We start from the raw sequence: 22,801 nt of genomic DNA on the forward strand, positions 1-22,801 counted from the left end.
AGGTCAGAATCCTCGGGGTTCAGCCCGAGGTGCAAGTCAACCGTCCAGCGCTGTCCGCACCGCCGGATCCGCCGCCAGCGTCTCGTAGATCCACGGGGTGTTGCGCGGGGCCTGGTTGCGGGTGCGGGTGGTGAGCAGGGAGCGGGATTCCTCGCGAGCCTGGTGCATGGTGAGCGCGCCTGATCTGCGGTGGGCCAGGATCGTGCGGATTCGGTCGAGTTCCTCGTCCTCCGCGGTGTCCGGCGCGTCGCCCTCGGCGCCTGCAGCCGGGTCGTTGGCGAACAGGCGGGCCGCCGCATGGCGGATCAGCACCTCCGCGCACAGCATCGCGGGTGCGTCCGACGCGTCCCCCAGCGCCATGCGCTCGGCGCGGGCCAGGACGTTCACGGCCTGCTGGTGGGCGTCCTCGGCGGCGTAGACGGCGCTCAGGTCGATCAGCGTTTCCAGCACCCGGGGATGGTCGTTGCCACGCTCCCACCAGTCGGCTGCGACCTGGTAGAGGTGGACTGCCGTGGTCGGGTCGTCGAGCAGCGCGGCGGTGCGGGCCGCGTTGGTGTTGCAGTTGGCTGTGTTCCAGGGTTCCTCGGCCTGCTCCCACAGCGCAGCCCCGCGCTGGTAGAGGCGTAGCGCCTGCCGCAGATTGCCCGCGTCCTCCTCGGCGATCCCGCACTCGTTGCAGGCCATCGCCCGGTGTTCGCTGCTGCCCCAGCGGTCGGCCAGCTCCACGGACTTGCGGCCCCAGCGCAACGCCTTGTCGGTGTTGTCGGCCCGGCGGGCGATACGGAAGTTGTTGATCGCGACGGGGACGGCGGCCGCAGCCCGCCCGGTCGTGGTGAGCGTGTCGACGGTGCGTTCCCCGGCGCTCAGCGCCCCGGTCCAGTCCTCCGCCTCCCACAACAGCATGCTCAGCTTGAACTCGGCCTCGGCGACCCGGACCGGCAGATGGTGCTCCCGGGCGAGCCCGACGGCCTTCCGTGCCGCCGCGACTGCGGCCTTGAGCGCCTGGCCTGACCGCAGCGTGTCCGCGTTCAGCAGACAGGCCTTGACGGCTTCCTCGGGATCCCCGCGGCGCAGATGCAGGGCGATGCGATCGTCGTTGATGTCGACGACCGCGTCGAGTTCACCGCGTGCCGAGTACAGGACATGCAGTCCGATCATCAGTTCCGTGGCCATCTCCAGCCAGCCGTTCTGCTCGGCCAGGGACAGCGCGGCGTGAAAGCGGCCCGGGTCGAGCTCGCCGATCAGCTGCGCCCCGTACCGCTGGTCGGTGATCTCTGCCAGCCGGTTGACCAGGTACGCCACCCCGGCCCGCTGGAACTCCTGAATCTCCGCAGGTGGTTCGGTGAGGTCCAGCTGCTCGCGGGCGTACAGCAGGATCAGGTCGTACAGGCGGAAGGTGGCCAGTAGCGCACCGGCGGGCAGCCGGACGAGGTCCTGCCGGGCCAGGCTTCGATCCACCAACCGGTTCAGCAGCAACTCCTGCCGCATCGCGGGCGCCTTCAGGCAGTGCCCGAGCTCCGCCCCGCTGACCGCCGCGCCCGGCGCCGCCGCGATCAGCCGGAAGACCCGCTGGGTTGGCGGGTCCAGGGCGTCGTGGCTGAGACGGATGGCCAGGCGCACGGCGCGGTCCCCGTAGGCGAGGGCGTCCAGCCGGACCGACTCCTCCTCCAGGAGCTGGACGAGATACGAGGCGGGCGGTCCCGAGGGATGGGCCAGCCGTGCCCCGGCGATCCGCAGCGCCAGCGGCACATCGCCGCACAGCTGCGCCACCCGGTCCAGCGTGGAGGGTTCGCAGGCGTCGGGGCGTTCCTGGCAGCAGCGGATGAGCACCGCGACAGAAGCAGGTCTGGCCAGCGGACCTACATCGAGGACCAGCCCGGGGTCGGCGTAGTCCTGGGTGCGGTCACGCGAGGTGACGATCAGGGCGCAGCCCGACGGTGTCTTGACGAACGGTCGGACATGGGCGGCGTCGGCGGCGTTGTCCAGGACGAGCAGCACGCGGCGCTCGTGCAGGACGGCGGTGAGTGCCGCGAGCTGCCGGGCGTCGTCCGTCAGTTCCGAGCCGAGGTCCAGGCGCAGTGCCTCACTGAGGATGCGTACCACCGTGCGGGCGTTCAGCCGGGCCTCGGGCATCAGGCCGCGCAGGTCCACGTAGTACACGCCTCCCGGGAACGCGGGGGTGAGGGCGCGGGCGGCCTCGACGGCCACGGTGGAGGTGCCGACGCCGGGCTGGCCGGAGAGGAACGCGGTGGCCGATCCGTACCGCGTCATCCGGCGGTCGATCGCGCGGGCGAGACGGGCCACCAGCTCCTCGCGTCCGGCGACGCACGGGTCGGGTGTGGGCAGCCGGCACATCTGGACGGCCACGGCGGCGAGTTCGGCGCGGCCGGGGGCCGGTCCAGGGACGGCGGGGACGCTGTCCGTGTCGCCGGTGGCGGGTGGGCGGGGCGGGACGAGCACGGCTTCCACCGATGCGGAACGGATCGGCGGAAGGAGGTCCAGCAGCGCGTGCAGGAAACCGGACAGCGGGATGCCGTCCCCGTCCAGCAGCGCCTCGCGCAGACAGCTCCGGCAGGTGTCCGACAGCTCCGTGAACATAACGCCGGTCAACTCATCGGCCAGCACCCGCCGCACACTCCCGAGCAGTGCCCGCGCCGCGTGCGCCGCCGTCTCGTCTGCCGGCTCCGGCCCCGGCAGTGGTGCGGACCAGCGGTGCAGCGCCTCGTCGTGGTCGGCGAGCCGGGGCAGCAGGACGCGTGGTTCCAGGCCGCGCAGCCGTAGCCGGTGGCGGAACTCGTCGGTCTCCCGTCGGTTCCAGGCGCCGGTGGCGGCGCGCTCAAGGATGTGGCCGAGCAGGTCCTGGAGCGGGCCGTCGCCACGGCAGGTGTCGTCGATCGCGGTGAGCACCAGGGCGGCTTCGCGGGCCGTTTCCGCTGCTCCGGTCACTGTGGTGCGGGGCGCGGAGGTGGCGTCGTGGGCCGAGATGAGGGTGCCCGGCTCGTCGCCGAGGGTCAGCCGACTGTGTACGGTGATCTCGGCCGGGCCTTCGAGCAGGCGGGTGAGGTCCTCGGTTCTGGCCACCCAGACGGAGTCGCGCAGCCAGTTGTCGGCGCTGTTGTAGCGGGCCGACACCACGCCGAGCACCACTCCGTCGGTCAGCCGGAGTACGGGAGCGCCGCTCATCCCGGGCAGCAACGCGGACGAGGACAGTCGGCCCAGCGGGACACCATCTCGTACCGTCCAGCCCTGCCAGCTGCCGGTGGCCTGCAGAAAGCGGTAGTCGTGCCCGGGATCGTCCACCCCGGCCACGCCGTTGACCACCACACCGGTCAGCAGCCGCACCGCGTCCGTGGGCGCCCACCCGGGGACGGACTCTTCCAACGGCCGAGCCCGGCGCAGCACCGCCAGATCGCGTACGTCGTCGACCGCGGTGACCTTCGCCCACTCGGCGGCCGCCCCACCGCCGAGCGCGTCGGTCCGCACCTGTGCGCTTGGGTACCCGCAACCGAGCCCGGCCAGCACATGCCAGGCGGTGACGACGATGCCGGGCGCCACCTGGAAGCAGGTGCCCGCCGGTGCGCCGTCGGGGCTCAGTACGCGTCCCAGACTGCGCGGCACCCGGGGATGGCGCGTCGCCGCCTCCATGGCCGGTCCCCCGACGACGCTACGCGGAGGCGTCCGGGGCGGCGGCGCTACGGTAGGTCATCCGGACCACCAGCGACGCCTCACCGGCGGCTCCGGCCACGATGACGTTCCCCTGCGCCGAGAACTTCAGCCCGAACTCGACCTCGACCTGCTCGGGCCGGACTGCGCGCTGGTGCAGCCGGTCGATCGCCTGGGCGGTGGAGGCCGCGATCTCCACCACGGCGTCGCGGGCATGATCGAAGGACTCCACGACCTGGCGGCCTGCTTCCTGCAGCCGTGAGGTGGGCTGCGATCCCGGCACGGGCACGGTTTCCACCAGCACCTCGACCGCGCCCACCCGTACGGGGATCAACCGGTTTGTCATGCAGGCAATTTGTCACAAGCGGCCCGGTGTTGTCCCTGCGGACGACTGGATCTGCGGGCTTGTAGGTACAGGGGTGCGAGGATGACTTCCAGGCATTTGGCACTCCGTTCGACAGAGGGCACCCGGTCATACCGGCCCCGGAGGCCAGCGGTCCCATTGCAGGATCGCGAAAAGCATGACGGGGAAGGAGGACCCGTCCGCTCGACGGGGCCACTCGCTGTGTTCAGGCGCCTGTGGCGGGGTCCCAGCGGTTCGGGTCGTACGGGATCCTGGCCGGGGGCTTCAGCGCCTCCTCTCGCGACACCTGCGCGCCGGTCGAGTCGTGGTAGATCATCTCGCCGTTGACCTTGTCGACGGAGTAGCCGGTACTCCGGTACCCCTCGTGGAACGTGCTGGGGTTGAACAGCTTGTTCTCGTCGACCTGATGGAATTCCACATGCGCCCCTTCGGGGAACCATTGGGGCTTCTCCCTGGCGATTTCCTCCAGGACCTCCGGCACCGCCTGGATCAGGTCGAAGCCCACCCCCAGGCGCCCTGCCAGACCCTCGACGAAGGAAGGGCCTTTGCCACGGCCGACTCTGGGGACGGCACCGGGCGTCACAGACGTCTTGCCCGCCGCCTTGGGCGCGGCCACTTCTCCGACTCCGCCGGCCTTGGGCGCGGCCGTTTCTCCGACTCCGCCGACTTTGGGTGCGGGCGTCTCGCTTGCCCCGCCGGCTTTGGGTGCGGTCGTTTCTCCGACTCCGCCAGCCTTGGGTGCGGGCGTCTCGGTTGCCCCGCCCGCCTTGGGAGCGGGCGACTCTGCTGCCCCGCCCGCCTTGGGCGGCGCCGTCTCGGCCGTTCCCGTCCCGGTCTTCCCTGTTGGTGCCGGTGCGGTGGCCGCCGCCTTGGTCGCCTTCTGCGGCCTGGAGGACGCGGTGCCTTTGGATGCCACACGTGCCTTGGGCGTGGCCGGTTTGGAGGTGCCCCCTGCCTTGGGCTTCGAGACTGCCGCCTTGCCCGCCTTGGAACCGGCGGCGGCACGGTTCGCTCCCGCCGGAACGACCTTCCCGTTCTCGCCGATGACGAAGACGTCGCCCTCGTTGAAGAGCACCGTATTCTTCTGGAGGTCTCTCAAATCCTTGAGGGAGAGTTTTCCGCCTTTGCCGCGGACGCGATCATTGATCATCTTGTGCCATCGGTTATGGGCAACGTCCCGCATCAAGACCAGATTGCCTGGCTCGTTGGGAAACCTGGTCGGGAACCGGTGCGCGAATTCCAGCGGGGTGATGTGGTGCACCTGATATCCCCCACCGGGCTGCAAGCCCTTCCCCATCGTCTTCGTGCGCCACTGGTATCTCGCGTCCGAGCGCAGTCGGTCCTTCATGTTCGGGGTGAGCTTCTTCCCCTGGGCGATCTGCCGCCGGATCTGGGCTCTTTCCCTGTTGGTGAGGGGGGTGTCGAATCCGCCGACGCCGTCCGAGACGGTCTGGGGGGCCGGCGCCGGAGCCACCGCGGCGGTCTTGGGCGCCCGGGCGACGCCGATGGCCGAACCCCGGCCGACCGGAGCCGGGCCGAGCCCACCGGCCCAGCGGGCTGAACCGTCGACGGCAGCCCGCTCATGGCTGCCCGAGCCGGCGGGAGCGACCCCGCCGAGAGCCTGCTGGACCGTGTGGGTCAGCTCATGAGCGATGAGCGCCCGGCCTGCGGTCTGCTCGGGCCGGTACTCGCCCGGTCCGAAGACGATGTTCTGTCCGACCGTGTAGGCCCTGGCGTGCAGGGCGCTCGCCGATGCCGCCGCGGCGGGGGAGGTGTGGAGGCGGACCCCTGACAGATCGGCACCGAGGTGCGATTCCATCTCAGCCCGCAGCGTGGGGTCGAGCGCGTGGCCGTCGGACGAGCACTCCTCCGGCGCGGTGCGGGCACGCCGCCTCCGTCGCGCCTGCCGGTCGAGGTAGGCGCCGACGGCACGGTTTCCGGCGCCGGACGCGATGAGCCGGGCGAGATCGTCCGGCCGCTGTTCCCGTTCGTCCGTCTGGGGCCCGCCTGGTGACGGTCTGTCGCGAGAGACGCCGGCCACGACGTCTGCGAGTCGTATGTGTTCGGCCATCAGGATCACCCGTTTGCGTCGGGACCGATGGAATGGATCAGGTCCGGTGTCGTTTCGTCTGCCGGGTGCCCGTTCCCCGCGCGCCTCCTGAGCGGTCGGCGCCGTAGATCCGGGCACCCCGGTGGCCGGTCCCAGGTGTGCTCGTCGGTCACCTCGGACCAGAGGGCTCAGGGAGCAGCGCCGGGTGCGACGCCGTCGACGACGTGGTCCCGGCGGGTGGTCGGATCCGGGGCAGTGGCCGCCAGCATCTCCTCCAGGATCCGGATCGCCCCGCCGGCCCGCAGGAGCCCGTCCCGTGTCGCTGCCTCGTCCCGCATCAACTGCTGCAGCTGCGATTCGCCTCTCTGATAGTCGCGCCTGAGCTCGGCGAGCCGCCCGCGCATCTTCTCCTGCATGTCAGCCGTCTGCTGATCGCTCATCTTGCAGCCTCTCTCTGTGGTTCACGAGACCCGCGCTCTCCGGCCGGCCGTGCTCCGCGGGGTGCAGGTAGTAGCCGCGGTCCGTGGCGGACTTGGCCTCCTCCACGCCGATGCGGTGGGCCCGCGCCCAGGGGTCCTGCCGCACCCCGGTGACCTGCCAGCAGACCTTGACGCCCGGCTGGTCGGTCCGCACGGTGAAGCGGTTCTCCTTGATCTCCTCCGTCACCGCGGCCTGCGCCATGCCGCCCACCGGCGTGAGCTGGTAGTGGACGTCACGGTTCAGGGTCTCGAAGTACTCCGGAAGGACGACGGTCGCCTCGCCGTCTTCGTCGGTCTCGACCGTCCCGTGGTAGAGGTTCGCCATGTCCGGGGACTCGACAAAGGAATGGCACAGGTACTTGCCGCCGGGGTCCAGGGGGTGGTCGATTCTGAATCCGCCGCCGGGCTTGTCCAGCCTGCCGATGACCCGCGCGTCGCCGTTCACGTCGAGCTTGAACTGGGGCGAGGCGAAACCTATCCCCACCCGGTCCTCGCTGCCGCTGAAGGCGACTACGTCGCCGCCACTGCGCAGGATCAGTTTGCCTTCACCGGTGTCCCTTATGAGTGAACCGAACAGATGGAGGGTAGCCGATCCGTCACGGCGGCCGAAGTGCGCGCCCAGGGCGGCTTCTCCTGCGACGGACAGGTCGCCCCGGCACGAAACCGTACCGGTGCCGGTGTCCATCACGATCCCCCAGTCGGCCCCGGTGTTGCCCCAGAAGCCGACGCTCGTATCGTTCTCCATCCCGACGAACGCACGGTCCTGCCCGGGTGCCATCTGGTGGAACCAGATGCCCGCCGACGTGTCGCCCGGCCGCTCCCGCACCCGCATCCGTCCCCGGACGTCGAGCGCGTCGCCCGAGCCGAGTCCGATCGAGAGCCGGTCCTCGCCGGACCACAGCCGAGCGGCTCCGGCGAACGCGTACCAGATCCACCGCTCTCCCGCCGTGGGCTGTTCGACGAAGTCCCCCAGACCACGGTCCGCGAAGGAGTACCCGCCCCCGCCGCCGCCCGAATGCAGCCCCGCCCCGTCCACATGGAGGGCCGCCCGCGGGCTGTCGTCGGTCGACACGGCGAGGCTCTGCAGTCTCGCGTCGGTCGCGGCGAGGCTCTGCAGTCTCGCGTCGGTCGCGGCGAGTGTGTTCGCGCTCAGGGTGCTGCCGACCTGCACATCTCCGGCGACGCCCAAGGAGCCCAGTGTCGCGTCGGTGGCGGCGACGGTGACGGCGCTCAGGGTGCTGCCGACCTCCACATCTCCGGCGACGCCCAAGGAGCCCTCGGAATCGACGACCAGGAGGTCGGTCTCCTCGTCCTCGTTGGTGAGGTGCCACGCCCCGTCGTCCTCGATGAGCATGCCGTAGGCCGGACCGACGTCGTCGTTCTCCAGCTCGATGCCTGATCCCGCGGTGGGCGAGGTGATCCGCAGTCCGTGCCCGGTGACCCCGGCCGTGTCGATCTCCAGCGCCGCGGACGGGGACGCCGTGCCGATCCCGACACGGCCGCTCTCAGCGTCCGCCGACAGGGCGGTGCGCTCGGTGCCGTCCGGCGCGGCGACACTGATGTCCAGTCCGCCGCCGCTGCGGGCGCGCAGCTCCGCGGCGGGCCCTTCGCCCACCCGTACGTCGGACTCCGAGGACACGCGTGCGCGGCTGAGCCGGACCAGTTCGACGGGCATGCCCACCGCTCGGCGCGGCCCTGGAGCCAGCTCGGTGACGGCTCCTGCCGCGTCGAGTGAGACCCGCGCCAGGACCACCTGCCTGCCGACGTCCTCGAAGCCGTCCTCCGGCAGCAACCGCAGCCAGGGGGCGTGCAGCCGTATCAGCCGGGTCTCGCCGACGACCTCACGCCACGTCAGTGTCACCAGACGGGTGCCTTGCCCGGACCCCGCTGTGTTCACGACGAGACCGTCGCCGCCGACCTCCACGATCGGAACGTTGAGCACGCCGTCCGGGTCGGCACCCGGATCCACCACGGCGAACCCGTCCGCCGCAAGGACGGTCGTGCGGCCCGCGGCGTCGAGCGCGGTGCCGGGCCGCACGGTCAGGCGCGGCTGCCCGACCTCGGCGCTCACCTCCAGGCCGCCGCAGACGCCCCAGGTGTGCAGGGAGGAGCCGCGTGCCTCTTCGAAGCGGCGGTAGTAGTCCTCCGTGTCCATGAGGGTTTCCGCCCGGACCGTGCCGCCGCTGCGGGCGCTGCCCGTGTCGAAGTTGAAGTACTCCGTGCGCTTGACTGCCATGTCGCTCACCGCTCGTCGCTGCTAGGGCTCGGTCATGGTCACTTCGCTGAACCGGCAGTGCGCGGGTATGTGCTGCCGGACGATGGACTTGATGGTGCCCACCGCCTGACGGAGCTCGCGCCGTCGCTCCGCCGTGTCACCGGAAAGCTCGGATTCCGAGAAGTGGATGATCACGTTGATGTCGAACGGCCCGAACCGGGACCGGTAGCCGTCGAGCCGGACTCCCGAGGACTCGATCTCGCCGGGGTCGCAGATGAGCAATTCCCGGCCGCGGGCGGTCATCCCGGTGGGGTTGACGAAGTGACCGGGCCCGGTCACCCGGAGTGTGGTGCCCGCCCCCGGCCCGGGCGCCGTCTCCACGCGCAGTACCCCGGCCGTGCGGGCCGTGCGCAGGATGAACGGGTCCGCCGTGGCGGAGGGCCAGAAGGGCTGGAGACCCGCGTCCAGCACGTGCAGGGCGTCGGGGTCCACGCGGGCGACCGCCGTCGGGGCCACGAGCGGGTTGCGCTGGGGCAGCAGCCGGGTGTGCGTCCACTGGGCGTCGCCGCGGACGATCCGCACCAGGTTGCCGCAACCCACGTCCGCCCCGGGCGGTGCCTGCCCGTCGCCGCCGTCCCCGACGACCAGCGCGCCGTCGCGGTCGACGAACAACGACAGGGGCTCCTTGACGAACGCCGGGTCGAGGTCCTTGGCCGTCACGTTCACCGGTGCCGGGCGGACGACGAACACACGCGGCCGTGCCGCCTCTTCGGGCTGGAGCCCGCGGTCCAGCACCACCAGATCCCCCTGGTCGTCGACCGCCATCGCGAGGGGGAACCCGGAGGAGCCCGGCGTGAGCCGGGTGAGCTCCGTGGCCGTCTCCGCCGTGTACGGGGCGGGCAGGGTGAGGATCTTTCCGGTGCCGTCCAGGATGTAGAGGGTCTCCGGCCGCCCGGCGCGGGCGGGCGCGACGGCCAGGGCGGTGATCTGCCCGAACAGCTGCTGGGGCGCCAGCGGGCGGGGCTTCGGCGGACTGCCGGACAGGTCCGGCCGTCCCCTCGCGTCGAGCCGCCATACCCGGCGCCGCAGGCCCGGGGCGAGATCCATCGGCAGGCCCCGGTCGCCGACGAAGAGGCTGCCGTCGGATCCGTGCGCGGCGCACCAGGGCCGCATCAGGCCCTCCCGCTCCACGTCGAGCCCGTCGTTCTCGTCCACCAGCGGCCGCAGCGGCGTCGGCGCGGACACCGGCACGGATGCACCGGCCGTGACGGGCATAAGGAACAGGCAGGACCCGTCGTCCACTGCCACCCGGGGTCGCACGCGGCCCACGGAGTACAGGTCGAGGAACGTGGCGAGTCCCGTGCGCGTGCCGCGACGGCGGTGGACCCGGTTGATCTCCGCGGTCGCCTTGCGGCGCTGGTACTCGTCCCAGAGTTGCCCGTTCTGAAGTTCGGGGAAGCGCAGCGAGACCCAGGAGGCGAGCCACGGCAGGAACTCCCGCGGTGTCGTCCACGGATCGAAGAGCCGGTCCAGCCGCGCGATGCGGTCCTCGATGGGCGGGTCGCTGCGGCGCTCGTCCCCGGTCGCCCCGGGCCGTACGGGCACGATCGGCACGCCGTCGTCGATGCCGGTGAGGATCTTCTCGAAGACGCAGAGGGCGGCGCCGAGGGAGAAGCCGGGGTCCTGCGGCGGGTCCTTCCACAACACCGGTGGCAGGTGGCGCAGATAGCTGCTCTCGGGCACGATCGGTCCTCCTTTCCCCGGTTGTCAGTCGGCCGACTGCCTGACCTTCACGGACGGCACGCCCGCACAGACCAGTTCGTAGTCGGCCACCTGCACCGACGCCCCGGGCTCCACGTCGGTGAAGGGGCGGTCGTCGGCATCGTGCGGGCCGGGCTCGACGGTGATCTGCTCGACGTAGCCCACGTCGTCGGCCGGTACGACCGCTCGGAACAGTTCCGAGCTGAAGACCTGCCGGCCCACGTCCCAGCCCCGGCCGTCCGGTCCGCCCCGGGTCGGGTGCAGAAACGCGGTGATCTTCCGCTCGACCTCGAGTCTGACCTCCTGCGGGTCCACGCCGGCGAGGACCGCCTCCCGCCACACGACCACCGACACCTTGCCGACGATCGGCAGATAGCGGGGACCGACGACGGACAACCGGACCGTCAGGTCGCGGCGTTCGTCCAGATAGGCCCGTACGGTGTCGACCAGCTCGGGCGGCGGCTCGGGCCTGGGGACCGTGGCGCCCTGATCGGGTACGACGATGACGCAGACGTTCCCGGGCGCGCGGTCGATGCCGCCGAACGTCCACGGGGTGCCGCGCGGGGGATGGGGTGTGAGACAGGCGCAGATCCGGACGTCGCTGGTCGCCTCCCGGGCCAGGTAGACGTAGTCGTCGGCCGTCACCGCACGGTCACGGATCTTCAGTGCCTCGGGGGCCCGGCGCAGGGTGTCCTCGATGGGCTCCTCGTCGGTGCCGTCGTTCGCCGCCACCGGGTTGGTGACCTCCAGGCCGCTCGGTACGGTCCCGTCGGGGCCGGTGCCGATCACGACGATCGTGCCGGCGGAGACGTTCCCGGCGCTGCCCGACGCCACGTGCCGGTATGCCGACGCCCGCACGAGGCTGTCGGCCGGTGGGATGCTGCCGTGCCCGTCGGTGTGGCGCTCGTCGTGGCTTCCGAAGCCGATGTCCCCGGTCACCGGATCGAGCCGGTACACATTGCCGGCACCGGGCAGCAGCTCGGGGACCTGCTCCCAGGTCTCCCAGGTGGGTGGCGTGCCCCGCCCGACCTGGATCTCGACGTGCGCGTACGGGGCCTTTGGATCGGGTGCCCGGTACAGCGGGCGGTGGCGGAGGGGGAAGGTCTGGAAGGGCGCGCCGTCGCTCCTGCCCAGCATCTCGGGGGAGCGCAGGCTGAGCGCGGCGTGGGCGGGAGCGGCGTTGAACAGCACCCGGTCCAGGCCGAGTTCCAGGAGCGTGTCGGCCGGGTTGCTGACGCACAGCGCGATCCAGAAGCGCGTGGCGTCGAGGATCGCGGAGCCTGGAGCCGCACTCGTGTCGCCCCACTCCTGCGCCGGGTTCTGGGCGGCCCACGACTGCGGTACGGGAAGGGCCACGGGCCGGTCGTGCAGGGTCCTCGTCGTCGCGGAGGGGCCGACGGCCGGCCATGTGCCGGGCTGTTCGTCGGGGACCGACGCGGCCCAGGTCACCGAGGCGACCGGGGTCTGCGGGGGCGGCCGGAAAAGACGCGGCCGGACCACGATCTCCCCCTCGACGGCGTCCTCGAAGCCCAGGCACAGACGGGTCGTCCCACGCGGCGGCACCGGTATCAGCCGCCGTCCCGTCCCCGTGCCGACCAGGTCGGCGGAGAGGTCGGTGCAGAGGAACCGGCCGTCGTCGTCCGGCGTGAGCAGCAGGGCCGCTGTCAGGCTGGTCGGGCTGACGGGGACGGATTCGTCGGTCTCGAAGACGACGGGGGCCTCACCCTCCACGGGAAGGGTGTGTGCCTGGGTGCCCGCCGGCACGAGTACCGGTGCCGGCCCCTTGGTACGGAACCACAGGTGGGTGGCGGCCGGGGTGGCGGGGTCGCGGGTGATGCCCATCAGGTTGAGGAAGGCGATGTAGTGCTTCTCCGGCACCTGGTTCAGGCGGTAGATCAGTCCCTCACCGAGCCAGGCGAACAGTTCGATGAGGGTGATGCCGATGTCGCTCGGACTGTCGTCCGTCCACTGGGGTGCGTACGTCGTCCGCAGGTCACGCATCTGCGCGGCGAGGTCCTGCCAGGTCCGGTCGTCCAGGTCGGGCGGGAGGATACGCCCGCGCCGCGATTCCGGGGTCATGGCGATCGCTCCAGGGAGAAGGGATGGACGAGGCGGTCGGCGGCGCCCGTCGAGCGGATGCGGTAACTGATGTCGATCACCAACGCTCCTCCCGCGGGGTCGTTGGCGACGGTGACGTCGACGAGGTCGATGCGCGGCTCCCACCGGGTCAGCCCCTCCTCGACGTAGTAGCGCGCGAGACCGGCCGTGGACTCGTCGTTGGGCGCGAACAGCAGCCGTCTGAGGCCGCAGCCGAAGTCGGGACGCATCACCCGCTCGCCGTGCTGCGTCTCGAGGATGACGCGGATCGACTCCTGGATCCTGAGCGGTCCCGCCGACTCGTCCAGCCCCGTGGGGCCGAGCCGGACCGGGAAGGCGATGCCGCGACCGTGGATGTCCGGGTCCATGTGAGCCTCCGGATCACACCGAGGAGAGCTTGGCCTGGTTGGGGGCGGGACGCAGGACGGGCGATGCCGGCACGGCGTTCGTGGACAGGACCAGGGCGTCCAGCAGGACGGGCTTGCCGGCGGACCTCAGCTTGGTCGACTCCCCGCCGAGCACCGCCGAGACGGACGCGCAGGCGACGCCCGACGTGGCGTTGGGACAGTTGCTCACGGTGGTCAGGCTCGTCTTCACGAGGACCGGACTGCCCGTGACCTTCAGCTTCTCCGTGCTGGAGACGGTGACCAGACCGGGCTGGGGGGTCGGGGGCGGGGGAGGGGGCCCGGTGGCGTGCGGGCAGGTCACGGTACTGGCCGTCGTCAGGACACGTCCCATGCGAGGTCCCTCCCTCAGGAGATGTCGACTTCCGTCTCGTTCACGGTGACCGTCGTGGCACCGCCCGCCGCCGCCAGCGTGATGGAACCCCCGGCGTCGAGCCTCAGATCTCCCGCGGCGCTGATGGACAACGAACCGTCGGTCGCGTTCAGCGTGATGGTGCTGCCCCTGCCGCCGTCCTTGATGACCAGCTCACCGCCGGTCCTGTCGTCGTCGAAGGTGATGGTGTGCCCGGCCCGGCTCTTGATGACGCGCTTGCTGTTGGTGCCGTCGGTGTTGGTCTCGGGAGGCGTCTGGTCGGCGTTCCACAGGCCGCCGATGACGTACGGCTTGCCGAGATCGCCGTGTTCGAAGGCGACCAGCACCTGATCACCCACCTCGGGCAGCCAGTAGAACCCCATGTCCTTGCCGGCCATGGGGCGGGCGCAGGGAGCCCAGCCGCTGGTGAAGCGGTCGGACAGGCCGGGGAAGGACACCTTGACGCGGCCGATCGGGATCTTGGGCGGCACGGCCATCACCTCGTGGTTGTCCTCCACCACGGCCAGGACGACACCGTAGAAGGGTTCCACGCGGTCGGGCGGCGGCTCGTGCGCGATCTGCTTGCGCAGCAGGCCCAGCAGACTGGAGTGCCCGCGCTGGCTGATCGAGAACTCGGTCGTGTAGCCGCCGTCGTCGATGCGATGGGTGACCTTGCGGAGCCGGTACACACCGCTGAACCGCTTGCCCACCCCCCGCATCTCGATGAACGCGCCGGCCGTCAGCTCGGGAATGCCGATGCATGAGCCGGTGCCCTCGTACATGCCCTCGAAGAGCTCCGTCAGGAGCGACTCCGCGAGGATCTTCGCGTCCAGCGGGTTCTCCAGCGCGTGCCGGCGGATGCCCTTGCGGGTCAGCGTGAGGACCAGGTCGGCCGCGGAGCTGCCGAGCCGCTCCGTGAGCTGCTCCGGATCGAGGTCCGCGGCCAGCGCCAGCCCGTGGATGGTCTGCGCGAGTTCCTGGTTGTAGCCACGCACGGCCTGGAGCCCGGCGGCGCCCTGGGCCGAGATGCGGGGGCTGAAGCTCGACAGGTTCCGGCCCCACTCCAGCACGTGTGCGGCCGTCTGAGGGCGGGGGAACTGGAAGTGCAGCCGGTCCCATTCGACGTACACGTCGAAGTGGTAGCGCTGCGCGCGCTCCTTGAGGAACGCCATGTCACCACCGACCTGGATGATCTTCTCCTTGAGGCCGGGTGTGGGGTCCACCACGGGAATGAGACCGTTCTCCACGGCGATCTGCGCGGCCACCATGCTGTCGTTCATGAACGTGTACTCGGTGGGCTCCTGCTCTCCGTGGCGCATGCGGTACGACTTGTCGTAGCCGGACACCTGGACCGTGGGCGCCCCGCTCTGCGGGAACGACGGTTCGACGGCTGCGATCTCACCGAGGAACGCCGGCTTCAGGTCGTTGCCGTAGCCGAGATGGATCTCGACCGTCTTGCCCGGGTCCAGCAGGGCCGAGTCGAGCAGCCGGTTGTCGGGGTTGGACAGGACGAAGCTGAAGGTGCCCGCGAGATCGAGGCTGGTCTCCACGGTCAGGCTCACGGCGTGCGCGGCGAGTTCGGCCGCCATGGTCAGACCGGCGACCCGGATGTCGAAGCGCGGCGCATAGGTGGAGGTGCTCATAGGCGTGCTCCGCCCCGCTGTCGCGCCGGCACGACCAGCCGTGTGTCGGGCCTGAGCCGGAGCGGGTCGACGATGGCGTTCGCACGGGCGATGTCCCGCCACAGTGCGGGATCGCCCAGATAGGCGCCGGCGAGACCGCTCAGCGTGTCGCCCTCCACCACAACGTGCACCACGGGTTCCCGCGACAGGACGGACTCGGCTGCCGACACGGCCCGGTCGGCGACGGCGGAGGCCGTCGGCGACGCGAAGAAGACCCCGCCCCGCACCTTGACGTCCGTCGGCACGTACTCCTGGAAGCGCACGGCGAGACTGGAGCGCACCGGGGTGCCGTTGCGCAGGAACATGGTGAAGCGCTGGTTGGCGTCGACCAGGACGCAGCGGAACTGGAAGCTGCCCAGCGAGAAGAGCAGCACCGGCGGGCCCTGGGTCCCCGGCCGCTTCTCCAGCAGCCGCACGATCGGCCCGGTGTGCGCGCGTACGTCACGGCCCGTCTCGTAGGTGTCGAAGAAGAGGTCCATGGCGAGGGTGCGCGCCCGGCCGCGCACGTACTGCACGGGCGGTGTGTCGAGCCCCGGGATGCCGACCTCGGCGAAGCTGTTGCCCTGGTCGAGCTTCAGCTCCTCCGGGTTGAACATCACCGGGTGGCTCTCGCCGGACGCGGTGTCGATGATCTCGGCCTTGGCCAGGGCCGCGCTGACCGACGCGAGGCCGGGCAGCGAGGGCAGCCGGAAGGAAGCGGTCGTCATGTCAGCCTCCGCGCTCGAACTCGCTGCGCAACTGGCGCATCACGTCGTCGATCACCTGCCGACGCAACGCCTGGACGTCGAGGGGCGGTGGTGCCGCCTCCGCGCCGTCGGTACGGCGGTCGACAGGGGCCCGCTGGGGGCGAGCCGTGGGAGCCGGAACTGTCGCGGAGGCGGATCGGGCCGGCCTGTCGAGGGCCGGTGCGGGCCCGCCTGCCGCGTGTCCGGCCGTGAACGGCGCGACGGGCGGAGCGGCCGGTGCGGGCGGGCCGGGCAGCCTGACCGCGCGCTCGTTGGCCAGCGCCTCGGCCTCCTCGGCACGCGTACCCGCACCCGTGGCCCGCCGCCAGGACGCGCCGGGCGTCAGCAGGGCCAGGACATGGGTGGCCTCGTGCACGAGCAGCCCGAAGCCGTTCGGATCCGAGGGCCGGAGCCGGCCGCGGCGGAAGTGGACGTCCCGCCCTACGGTGACGGCATCCGCCCGCTGCTCCCGAGCGAAGGCGTCGGACCGGTCGTCGTCATGAACCCGTAGTACATCCGCTGCCGGTCCCACGGATTCCCGCAGCCGGGAGCGGACGGGGGCGGGAAGGGACTGGCCCGTGGGGGGTGGCGCGACTGACGGCCCCGGCGCCGCGGGGTCTTCGGCCTTCGGTCGCCCAGGCGGGGCGGGCGTCGACGAGACGGGCGCCGGAGGGGCGGCGTCCGGTGCTCCGTCGGCGCGCCGGTTCCGGCTCCGCGCAGCAGGGGCGGCGTCCGGCACTCCGTCGGCGCGCCGGCGCCGGCTCCACGCAGCTGGGGCGGCGTCCGGCACTCCGTCGGCGCGCCGGCGCCGGCTCCACGCGGCTGGGGCGGCGGTGTGCGGGGCCGGCCCCTCGGCACCGCGTTCGATCCGCTCGAACCGGTCCGCGCCCAGCGTGAGCCCGGCCGCGTGGTCCATGAACACCCGCAGCGGTCCTGCCCACGGCAGCGTCGGGTTCAGCCGGGTGGCCAGGCGCCGCCCCTGCGCGTCCAGACGCTCCCCCAGGGTCCGCGGCAGCGGATGGTCCGGTGTCATGGTGCGTCGTCTCCTTCCTCGGCGAGGGCGATCTCGCGGATCCAGTGCAGTCGTTCCGCGTGGTCGACGGTGAGCAGCTCGGCCAGCGACCAGTGGACCCGGCGTCCCAGAAAGGCCACCTCCCGGCGGATCCGTTCCACGGGGTAGCCCGTTATCCCCCCAACGGGGGGACCTCCGCCTCGTGCTCCTCGCCGCAGTGCGGGCAGGCCACCAGGACCGTGACCGGGGCGAGCCCGTTGATCCGGTTGTAGAGGTCCTGAAGGTGCGCCAGGTCCTCCGAGTACAGCCCTTCGATCACGCCCGGCGTGACCTCTTCGACACCGCCCAGCTTGGTCACCACCCGCGAGAGCAGGACGACGATCAGATACGCGGGCCAGGCCTGCACCCGCGGGTCCTTGAGGGGGTAGATCTCGTCCGCGGCGGTGGCCAGCCGCATCACGCCCGTGCGGTGCAGGTTCCCCGCGTTGTCCACGTAGCCCTTGGGCAGTTCGAAATCGACCTCGGTGACCAGCATCTCCGTCATGCTCGGGTCAGTCCCTCATGGGCGAGGACGAGAGTGTCGACGGCCACATCGGTGCCCTTGGCGCTCAACGACGCTCCCTCCCACTTGGTCGGCCAGGCGCTGACGAAGTTCCAGCGCGCCACCTCGGTGTGGTTGCTCAGGTCGAAGACGACGATGGAGCCGTTCTTGCGTACCACGTTCCCGTCCACCACCTGCTGCCGCCAGGACCACAGTTCACGCGACGGTGTGATGCCCCACTTCAGCGTGATGTCGGAGTAGCTGGTCTTGCCGGGCAGCTTGCGCACGGTCGTGTTGTCGCCGCCCTCGCGGTTCTCGATGACCTCTGTGGTCGACCCCAGGCCGCTGCACTCGCTGAAGCTGGCCTGCGCTATGCCGTCCAACTCCACCAAGAAGTTGAAGTTGCGGAAGGGATCGACCCGCTGACCTGTCTGTGCCATGTCCCGTCCTTCCTTCCACGCGTCTAGGCCTCGACGGCCTGCCCGCTGCCGGACCACAGGCCGAGCCGGATCACCACGTGCTCGGCGGGCCGGGTGGGTGCGAGTCCGATCTCGACGATCACCTGGCCGAGTTCACGGACCGGGGCCGGGTTGAGCTCCTCGTCGATCTTGACGTAGAAGGCCTCCTCGGCCGTCCGCCCGAACAGTGCCCCGGACTGCCACACGCGGGTCAGGAACTCCGTGATCGTGCGTTCCAGGGCTTTCCACAGCGCCGTGTTGTTCGGCTCGAACACCGCCCAGCGCAGCCCCTGCACCAAGGAGTCCGAGATGAACGCGACGAGCCTGCGTACATTGACGTAGCGCCATTCGGCGCGGTTGGACAGGGCCCGGGCGCCCCACACCACGGGCCGTCCGCCCGGGAAGACGCGAAGCGCGTTGATGCTGGAGCTGTTCAGCACGCCCTGCTCGGCGTCGTTGAGATGGTGCTCCAGGTCGAGGGCGCCCCGGACGATCTCGTTGGCGGGTGCCTTGTGTACGCCACGCCGGGCATCGCTGCGCGCCATGACGCCGGCGATGTGGCCCGAGGGCGCGACCGTCACGGTCGACGGTTCGGCGCCGTCCGCCGGGGCCTCGGGGTCGTCGATGACGATCCACGGCCAGTACAGGGCACCGAAGCCGCGATCGGTCATCAGCCCGTCGCGCTGGGCCTGCAACGCCGTGGTGTCACCGGGGTTCTCGGCACCACGGGCTCCGTCCAGCACGGCGAACCGGTCGCCCATCGTCTCGCAGTGGGTGATCACCTTCTGCTGCTGCTCGAACGACGTCTGGCCGGGCACGCAGACGATGCTGACGTCGAGCGTGTGCGTGAGCGCCTCCAGTGCGCCCTCCAGACCCGCCGCGTCGGTCACCGGCACGATGTAGGCCAGGCTGCCGCCGTTCTCGAAGAATCCGCGCGCGGCGTACGGCAGGCCGAGCGGCTTCTCGAACCCCCCGAACTTCCGCACGTACGAGGTCCAGTTGGTCACCAGCACCGGCTTGCCCGGCACGATGTCGGCGCTGTCGCTCGCCACCGTGCCGATCAGGGCCGCCGTACTGGTTCCCGCCGCCGCGATGGGGCCGGCTGTGTCGACTTCCTGGAGATGGATGCCCGGTGCTCTCGTCTCGATGTCGGTCATCGAATCCTCCTGGCCTCGGTCTGGGGTGCGTCGGGTCGGCGTCAGGGGTCATGCGGCGGGAGGACGACCGTGTGGACGTCCCGGCCGGACGTGTACTCCACTTGGGTACGGGTGTCCGGCCGGCCCGTGAGCCGGACGAGCAGGGTGTAGGTGCTGAAGTCCAGACGGTCGAAGGCGAAGGCGCCGGAGCTGCCCACGACCATGTCGCGCCCGGCCTCCAGCACCTCCACCCGCGCTCCGGAGGCCGGCTGCACCGAGCCGCCCACGTCCTGCAACAGCCGTCCTCTGAGCCTCGGATGACCGGCCGTGGGCTCCACCCGGACCTCGCGTACGCGCGGGAACCGTTCCGCCGCCTCGGGGGACTCGACGGCGAGTGTCAGCGTGAACGACAGCGCGGGCCGGGGCGCGATGCCCAGGGCCGTCCAGAACTGACTGCTTCCCGTGCCCTCCCTCGGGCGGCCCACGGCGGCGGGGACGGGGAAGAGCGCCGGCTGCCGGACCAGCTGTCCCCGCAGGAACCGTTCGTCGATCACGGCGAAGCGGCTGAGCCACCCGAGCAGCTCGCCGAGCAGCCGGTGCTCCTCCTCGGTCTTCACCGCCCCGGTCTTGTGGGACCAGACGGTCACCACGTACGAGCAGTCCACGCGCATCGGCGGGCGCCGGCTGACGAACCCGTCGTCGGGCAGGCGCTCCAGGAGGGGATCCTGATCCCTGAGGACGCGATTCTCCTGGATGTCGTGGAGGAACAGGTTCACCGTGTCCTGGGCGGGCTTGAAGTCCTTGTCGGGCGTCACGAAGCTGACGTCGGCGGCCTGGAGGATCTCCGGCGCCTCGTCGTCGTCCAGCATCGCCCGGAGTGTGGCGTCCACGTCCTGGAACACGGCTCAGCCCCTCTCCTCGCCGTCGGGACCCGCCCCGGGCATGACTTGGTCCAGCTTCTGGTACTCGCGGCGGGTGGCGCGCAGCAGTTGCGGCATGCCGATCGCCGTGTTCGCGGAGGCCGCCAGATACGCGGCGTGCAGCACGATGTTCCGGATGCTGCCGCCGGTCAGCGGGAAGTCGCGGGCCAGTCGGCCGAAGTCCAGCGCGGCGTCGCGCGGGGCGTCCGGCGGCAGACACACCCGCCAGAGCCGCTCGCGGTCCACGCGGCCGGGGAAGGGGAACTCGACGATGAACTGAAGCCGTCGGGTGAACGCATCGTCCAGGTTGCGGCGCAGATTGGACGTCAGGACGACCAGGCCCTCGTACCGCTCCATGCGTTGCAGCAGATGGGCGACCTCGATGTTGGCGTAGCGGTCGTGCGCCTCCCGTACCTCGGAGCGTTTGCCGAACAGGGCGTCTGCCTCGTCGAAGAGCAGGACGGCGTCGGTGTCGGCGGCCGCCGTGAAGACGCGGTCGAGGTTCTTCTCCGTCTCGCCGATGTACTTGCTGACCACGGTGGCCAGGTCGATCCGGGCCAGCTCCAGCCCGAGTTCATGGGCGATGACCTCGGCGGCCATGGTCTTGCCCGTGCCGGGCGGGCCGGTGAACAGCGCGCTGACGCCCCTGCCGTGGGAGAGCGTTCGTGCGAAGCCCCAGTCGTCCATGACCCGGCCGCTGTGGGCCACGCGTGCGCACAGCTCGGTGAGTTGTGCCGCGCAGTCCGGCGGCAGGACGAGGTCGTCCCACCCGTGCAGGGTCCGCACGCGCTGTACCGGTCCCCTCAGCCGGTGGCTGCTCTGGGCGCGGGCTGCGGCGAACAGCTCCTCCCGGGTGGGTGCGCACGGAAGGTCCGTGGGTGTGCCGGGGTTCCGCTCGGTGACGCCGGCCGCGCGCCGCGCGGCCTGTCCGACGGCCGTCAGCGCCGCGTCGGCGATCCGGTCCGGGCCCAGCCGGAAGCGGGCGGCGAGATCGTGCAGATCGGCGGGGGCCGTGCCCACGCCGTGCGCGGCCAGTTCCCGCTCCCACAGCAGCAGCCGGGTGGAGCGGTCGCAGCGGGGCACGGGGACGGGGACGAAACCGAGGGAGTGCCGGGCCGTGGGTGTCCAGTCGGTCTCTCCTTCGACGACGACGTGGCCGTCGTGCTCGGCCAGGAGGTCGCAGAGGATCCGTTCGCGTGTTCCGCGGTCGTCGTCCGGGCGCCGGAGGTGCTCGATGCCGTCGATGCGGAGCAGTGCGCCCAGCAGCGAGGCCTCTCGGAACGTGACCGCGAGGACGTCCGCGGCGGTGTCGGTGTCGTCCGGCACGCTGCCGGGCTCCAGTGTCAGCAGGGCGAGCCCCAGCCCTGTGGCCAGGTCGCGGGCGGGCCGGCCCCGGGCGGATCCGGCGGGCCCCTTCACGTGGACGCGCAGTGGTCCCCGCGCCCCGGCCCACTCGGCGAGGCGAGCCGGGTCCGCGCCGGGGGCGGGGTCCGCGTCCGGGATCTCCAGGCGGCAGCATCCGGCGAGTCTGCGATCCAGTCCGCTCTGGCCGAGCAGGACGTCGGTGATCTGTTCGTCCAGTACCAGGAAGTGCGCGAGCAGGGGAGGGGCGACGCAGCGGGGATCAGGAACGAGGTCCAGAACGCGATGTCTGAGCAGTGAGGCGTCGGAAGCGAGGACGGACCGGGCGGCGAGCCTTTCCTCGGCGGTACCGGCCAGAAGATCCAGGGCGAGGCCGACGAGGGGACGTCTGCGGCTCATGTCGTCCTGGAGATAGCCGTAGATCCGTTCGTACCGGAGGTCGACCTCGGGGGCCAGTGCCATGAGGGTCAGGTCGAGTTCGAGGTCGGTGAGGCCATGCCGGGACCGCAGCCATGACCAGCCGCCGTGCCCGGCCGTGATGTCGTCCCAGCCGGGCCGTTCCCGGGGCCCCTTGGGAGCCCCGTCGAGCAGCGGGCGTCCGGGTGGCCGTTGAAGCAGGTGCCGGGCCTCGGCGGCGCTGATGTGCAGTGCCGGAAGGGTCTCCGCCGTGCTCTGTGCCGCCCACCGGTCCGTGAGAGCCTCGACCGCCTGCGCCAGAAGTCCGTCCAGGCGGGACAGCGCCAGCAGCTGCGGGGTGTCCGGCACGGGGCGTGGCGGGGTGAGGACTTCGGACACTTGGGGCTCCTCGGAAGGGCGTGATCCCTCCGGACCTTCTCGGCGGTCGTCTCGGACCAGCACACGAGTGCCTGAAAGGCACGTATGTACAGTCTGTTAACACATGTCCCCGATGTCAAAGGGAGTGCCTCTCGGACGCCCCGAGCGAGGCGTAGTTGAGCGGTGCACTACTGGTCGCCGAACATTCCGTACGCCCTCGTCAACGCCCGGCCCCCGCTCAGGCCGCCGTACATCACGCAGCCGCCCGGTCGTGCCCATGGTGCGGAAGGCCTTGACCTGGGGAGGTACCGGACCGGCAGCCGGGTACAGGCCGCACACGGGATCCGCTTCGCGCAGAACTGATCCGACGTCACTCTCATCTCTCCCTTGCGCAGAACGACGGCGCGCTGAACGGACAACCGCTCGGAGCCGATGCCGCGCTCCCAAGCCATCTCGCCGGCGGGGATGTGAGGACTCGCCAGGTACTCCACCGGCCTGCCCGGGCCGTGGCCCCGAGACCCCGCACCAGCTCTACGGCGGCGACCTCGACGGTATCGGGCCCGCCTCGAGCACATCGCCTCCCTCGGTGCGGACACGCTCTGGCTCACCCCGGTCTTCCCGGCCCGCTCCAACCACCGCTACAACGCCTCCGCCTTCGACCGGATCGACCCGCTGCTCAGCGGCGAGCCCGCCTACCGGGACCTCATCGACGCGGTGCACGCCCGCGGCTGGCGCATCCTGGCGATCTGACCACGAACCACTGCGGCGACGGCCACTCCTGGCTCGCCGCCGCCCGCACCGACAAG

19 protein-coding genes are annotated in these 22,801 nt (G+C 71.2%); 1 reads left to right on the top strand and 18 read right to left on the bottom strand.

Annotated elements, in window-relative coordinates:
- Positions 1-36: 36 nt before the first annotated feature.
- From ACFYR0_RS27450 to ACFYR0_RS27535, 18 genes are all read right to left on the bottom strand, one after another.
- Positions 37-3,645: a trypsin-like peptidase domain-containing protein gene (locus tag ACFYR0_RS27450; RefSeq protein WP_389333502.1), complete on the bottom strand. Its 3,609-nt coding sequence runs from the start codon at positions 3,643-3,645 to the stop codon at positions 37-39.
- Positions 3,646-3,664: 19 nt separating this feature from the next.
- On the bottom strand, positions 3,665-4,009 hold the full coding sequence (locus ACFYR0_RS27455) for a CU044_2847 family protein (protein WP_389333505.1): 345 nt from the start codon (positions 4,007-4,009) through the stop codon (positions 3,665-3,667).
- Between the two features lie 223 nt (positions 4,010-4,232).
- Positions 4,233-6,098 (bottom strand): DUF4157 domain-containing protein, encoded by a 1,866-nt coding sequence (locus ACFYR0_RS27460; RefSeq protein WP_389333508.1) that lies wholly within the window; start codon positions 6,096-6,098, stop codon positions 4,233-4,235.
- A gap of 167 nt (positions 6,099-6,265) precedes the next feature.
- Positions 6,266-6,517, bottom strand: coding sequence for a hypothetical protein (locus ACFYR0_RS27465; RefSeq protein WP_389333511.1), 252 nt, complete (start codon positions 6,515-6,517; stop codon positions 6,266-6,268).
- The gene (locus tag ACFYR0_RS27470; protein WP_389333514.1) at positions 6,495-8,792 is read right to left on the bottom strand and encodes a hypothetical protein; all 2,298 of its coding nucleotides are present in this window, start codon (positions 8,790-8,792) and stop codon (positions 6,495-6,497) included. The genes ACFYR0_RS27465 and ACFYR0_RS27470 overlap by 23 nt, the downstream gene beginning before the upstream one ends.
- A gap of 21 nt (positions 8,793-8,813) precedes the next feature.
- A complete protein-coding gene (locus tag ACFYR0_RS27475) occupies positions 8,814-10,514 on the bottom strand; it encodes a phage tail protein (protein WP_389333517.1) in 1,701 nt (566 codons plus the stop codon).
- A 24-nt stretch (positions 10,515-10,538) separates the two neighbouring features.
- The gene (locus ACFYR0_RS27480; RefSeq protein WP_389333520.1) at positions 10,539-12,611 is read right to left on the bottom strand and encodes a putative baseplate assembly protein; all 2,073 of its coding nucleotides are present in this window, start codon (positions 12,609-12,611) and stop codon (positions 10,539-10,541) included.
- Positions 12,608-12,997, bottom strand: coding sequence for a GPW/gp25 family protein (locus ACFYR0_RS27485; protein ID WP_389333523.1), 390 nt, complete (start codon positions 12,995-12,997; stop codon positions 12,608-12,610). The genes ACFYR0_RS27480 and ACFYR0_RS27485 overlap by 4 nt, the downstream gene beginning before the upstream one ends.
- A gap of 13 nt (positions 12,998-13,010) precedes the next feature.
- The gene (locus ACFYR0_RS27490) at positions 13,011-13,367 is read right to left on the bottom strand and encodes a hypothetical protein (RefSeq protein ID WP_389333526.1); all 357 of its coding nucleotides are present in this window, start codon (positions 13,365-13,367) and stop codon (positions 13,011-13,013) included.
- Positions 13,368-13,381: 14 nt separating this feature from the next.
- On the bottom strand, positions 13,382-15,028 hold the full coding sequence (locus ACFYR0_RS27495; protein WP_389333529.1) for a phage baseplate assembly protein V: 1,647 nt from the start codon (positions 15,026-15,028) through the stop codon (positions 13,382-13,384).
- Complete coding sequence (locus ACFYR0_RS27500; protein ID WP_389333532.1) at positions 15,025-15,774, bottom strand: LysM peptidoglycan-binding domain-containing protein; 750 nt, start codon at positions 15,772-15,774, stop codon at positions 15,025-15,027. Before ACFYR0_RS27500 ends, ACFYR0_RS27495 begins: the two co-directional genes overlap by 4 nt.
- A 1-nt stretch (position 15,775) precedes the next feature.
- A complete protein-coding gene (locus ACFYR0_RS27505) occupies positions 15,776-16,825 on the bottom strand; it encodes a DUF4157 domain-containing protein (RefSeq protein ID WP_389333534.1) in 1,050 nt (349 codons plus the stop codon).
- On the bottom strand, positions 16,822-16,944 hold the full coding sequence (locus ACFYR0_RS27510; protein WP_389333536.1) for a hypothetical protein: 123 nt from the start codon (positions 16,942-16,944) through the stop codon (positions 16,822-16,824). Before ACFYR0_RS27510 ends, ACFYR0_RS27505 begins: the two co-directional genes overlap by 4 nt.
- Before the next feature lie 32 nt (positions 16,945-16,976).
- The gene (locus ACFYR0_RS27515) at positions 16,977-17,348 is read right to left on the bottom strand and encodes a hypothetical protein (RefSeq protein WP_389333539.1); all 372 of its coding nucleotides are present in this window, start codon (positions 17,346-17,348) and stop codon (positions 16,977-16,979) included.
- The gene (locus ACFYR0_RS27520) at positions 17,345-17,785 is read right to left on the bottom strand and encodes a phage tail protein (protein ID WP_386385761.1); all 441 of its coding nucleotides are present in this window, start codon (positions 17,783-17,785) and stop codon (positions 17,345-17,347) included. Before ACFYR0_RS27520 ends, ACFYR0_RS27515 begins: the two co-directional genes overlap by 4 nt.
- A gap of 23 nt (positions 17,786-17,808) precedes the next feature.
- Positions 17,809-18,960 (bottom strand): phage tail sheath family protein, encoded by a 1,152-nt coding sequence (locus ACFYR0_RS27525; RefSeq protein WP_389333542.1) that lies wholly within the window; start codon positions 18,958-18,960, stop codon positions 17,809-17,811.
- 41 nt (positions 18,961-19,001) lie between these two features.
- Positions 19,002-19,841, bottom strand: coding sequence for a DUF4255 domain-containing protein (locus ACFYR0_RS27530; RefSeq protein ID WP_389333546.1), 840 nt, complete (start codon positions 19,839-19,841; stop codon positions 19,002-19,004).
- 3 nt (positions 19,842-19,844) lie between these two features.
- A complete protein-coding gene (locus ACFYR0_RS27535; RefSeq protein WP_389333549.1) occupies positions 19,845-22,016 on the bottom strand; it encodes an ATP-binding protein in 2,172 nt (723 codons plus the stop codon).
- Between the two features lie 552 nt (positions 22,017-22,568).
- Here ACFYR0_RS27535 and ACFYR0_RS27540 point away from each other — a divergent pair.
- Complete coding sequence (locus ACFYR0_RS27540; RefSeq protein ID WP_389333724.1) at positions 22,569-22,745, top strand: alpha-amylase family glycosyl hydrolase; 177 nt, start codon at positions 22,569-22,571, stop codon at positions 22,743-22,745.
- The last annotated feature ends 56 nt before the right edge of the window (positions 22,746-22,801 follow it).

Source organism: Streptomyces sp. NPDC005017, assembly GCF_042873115.1.
Taxonomy (GTDB): Bacteria; Actinomycetota; Actinomycetes; order Streptomycetales; family Streptomycetaceae; genus Streptomyces.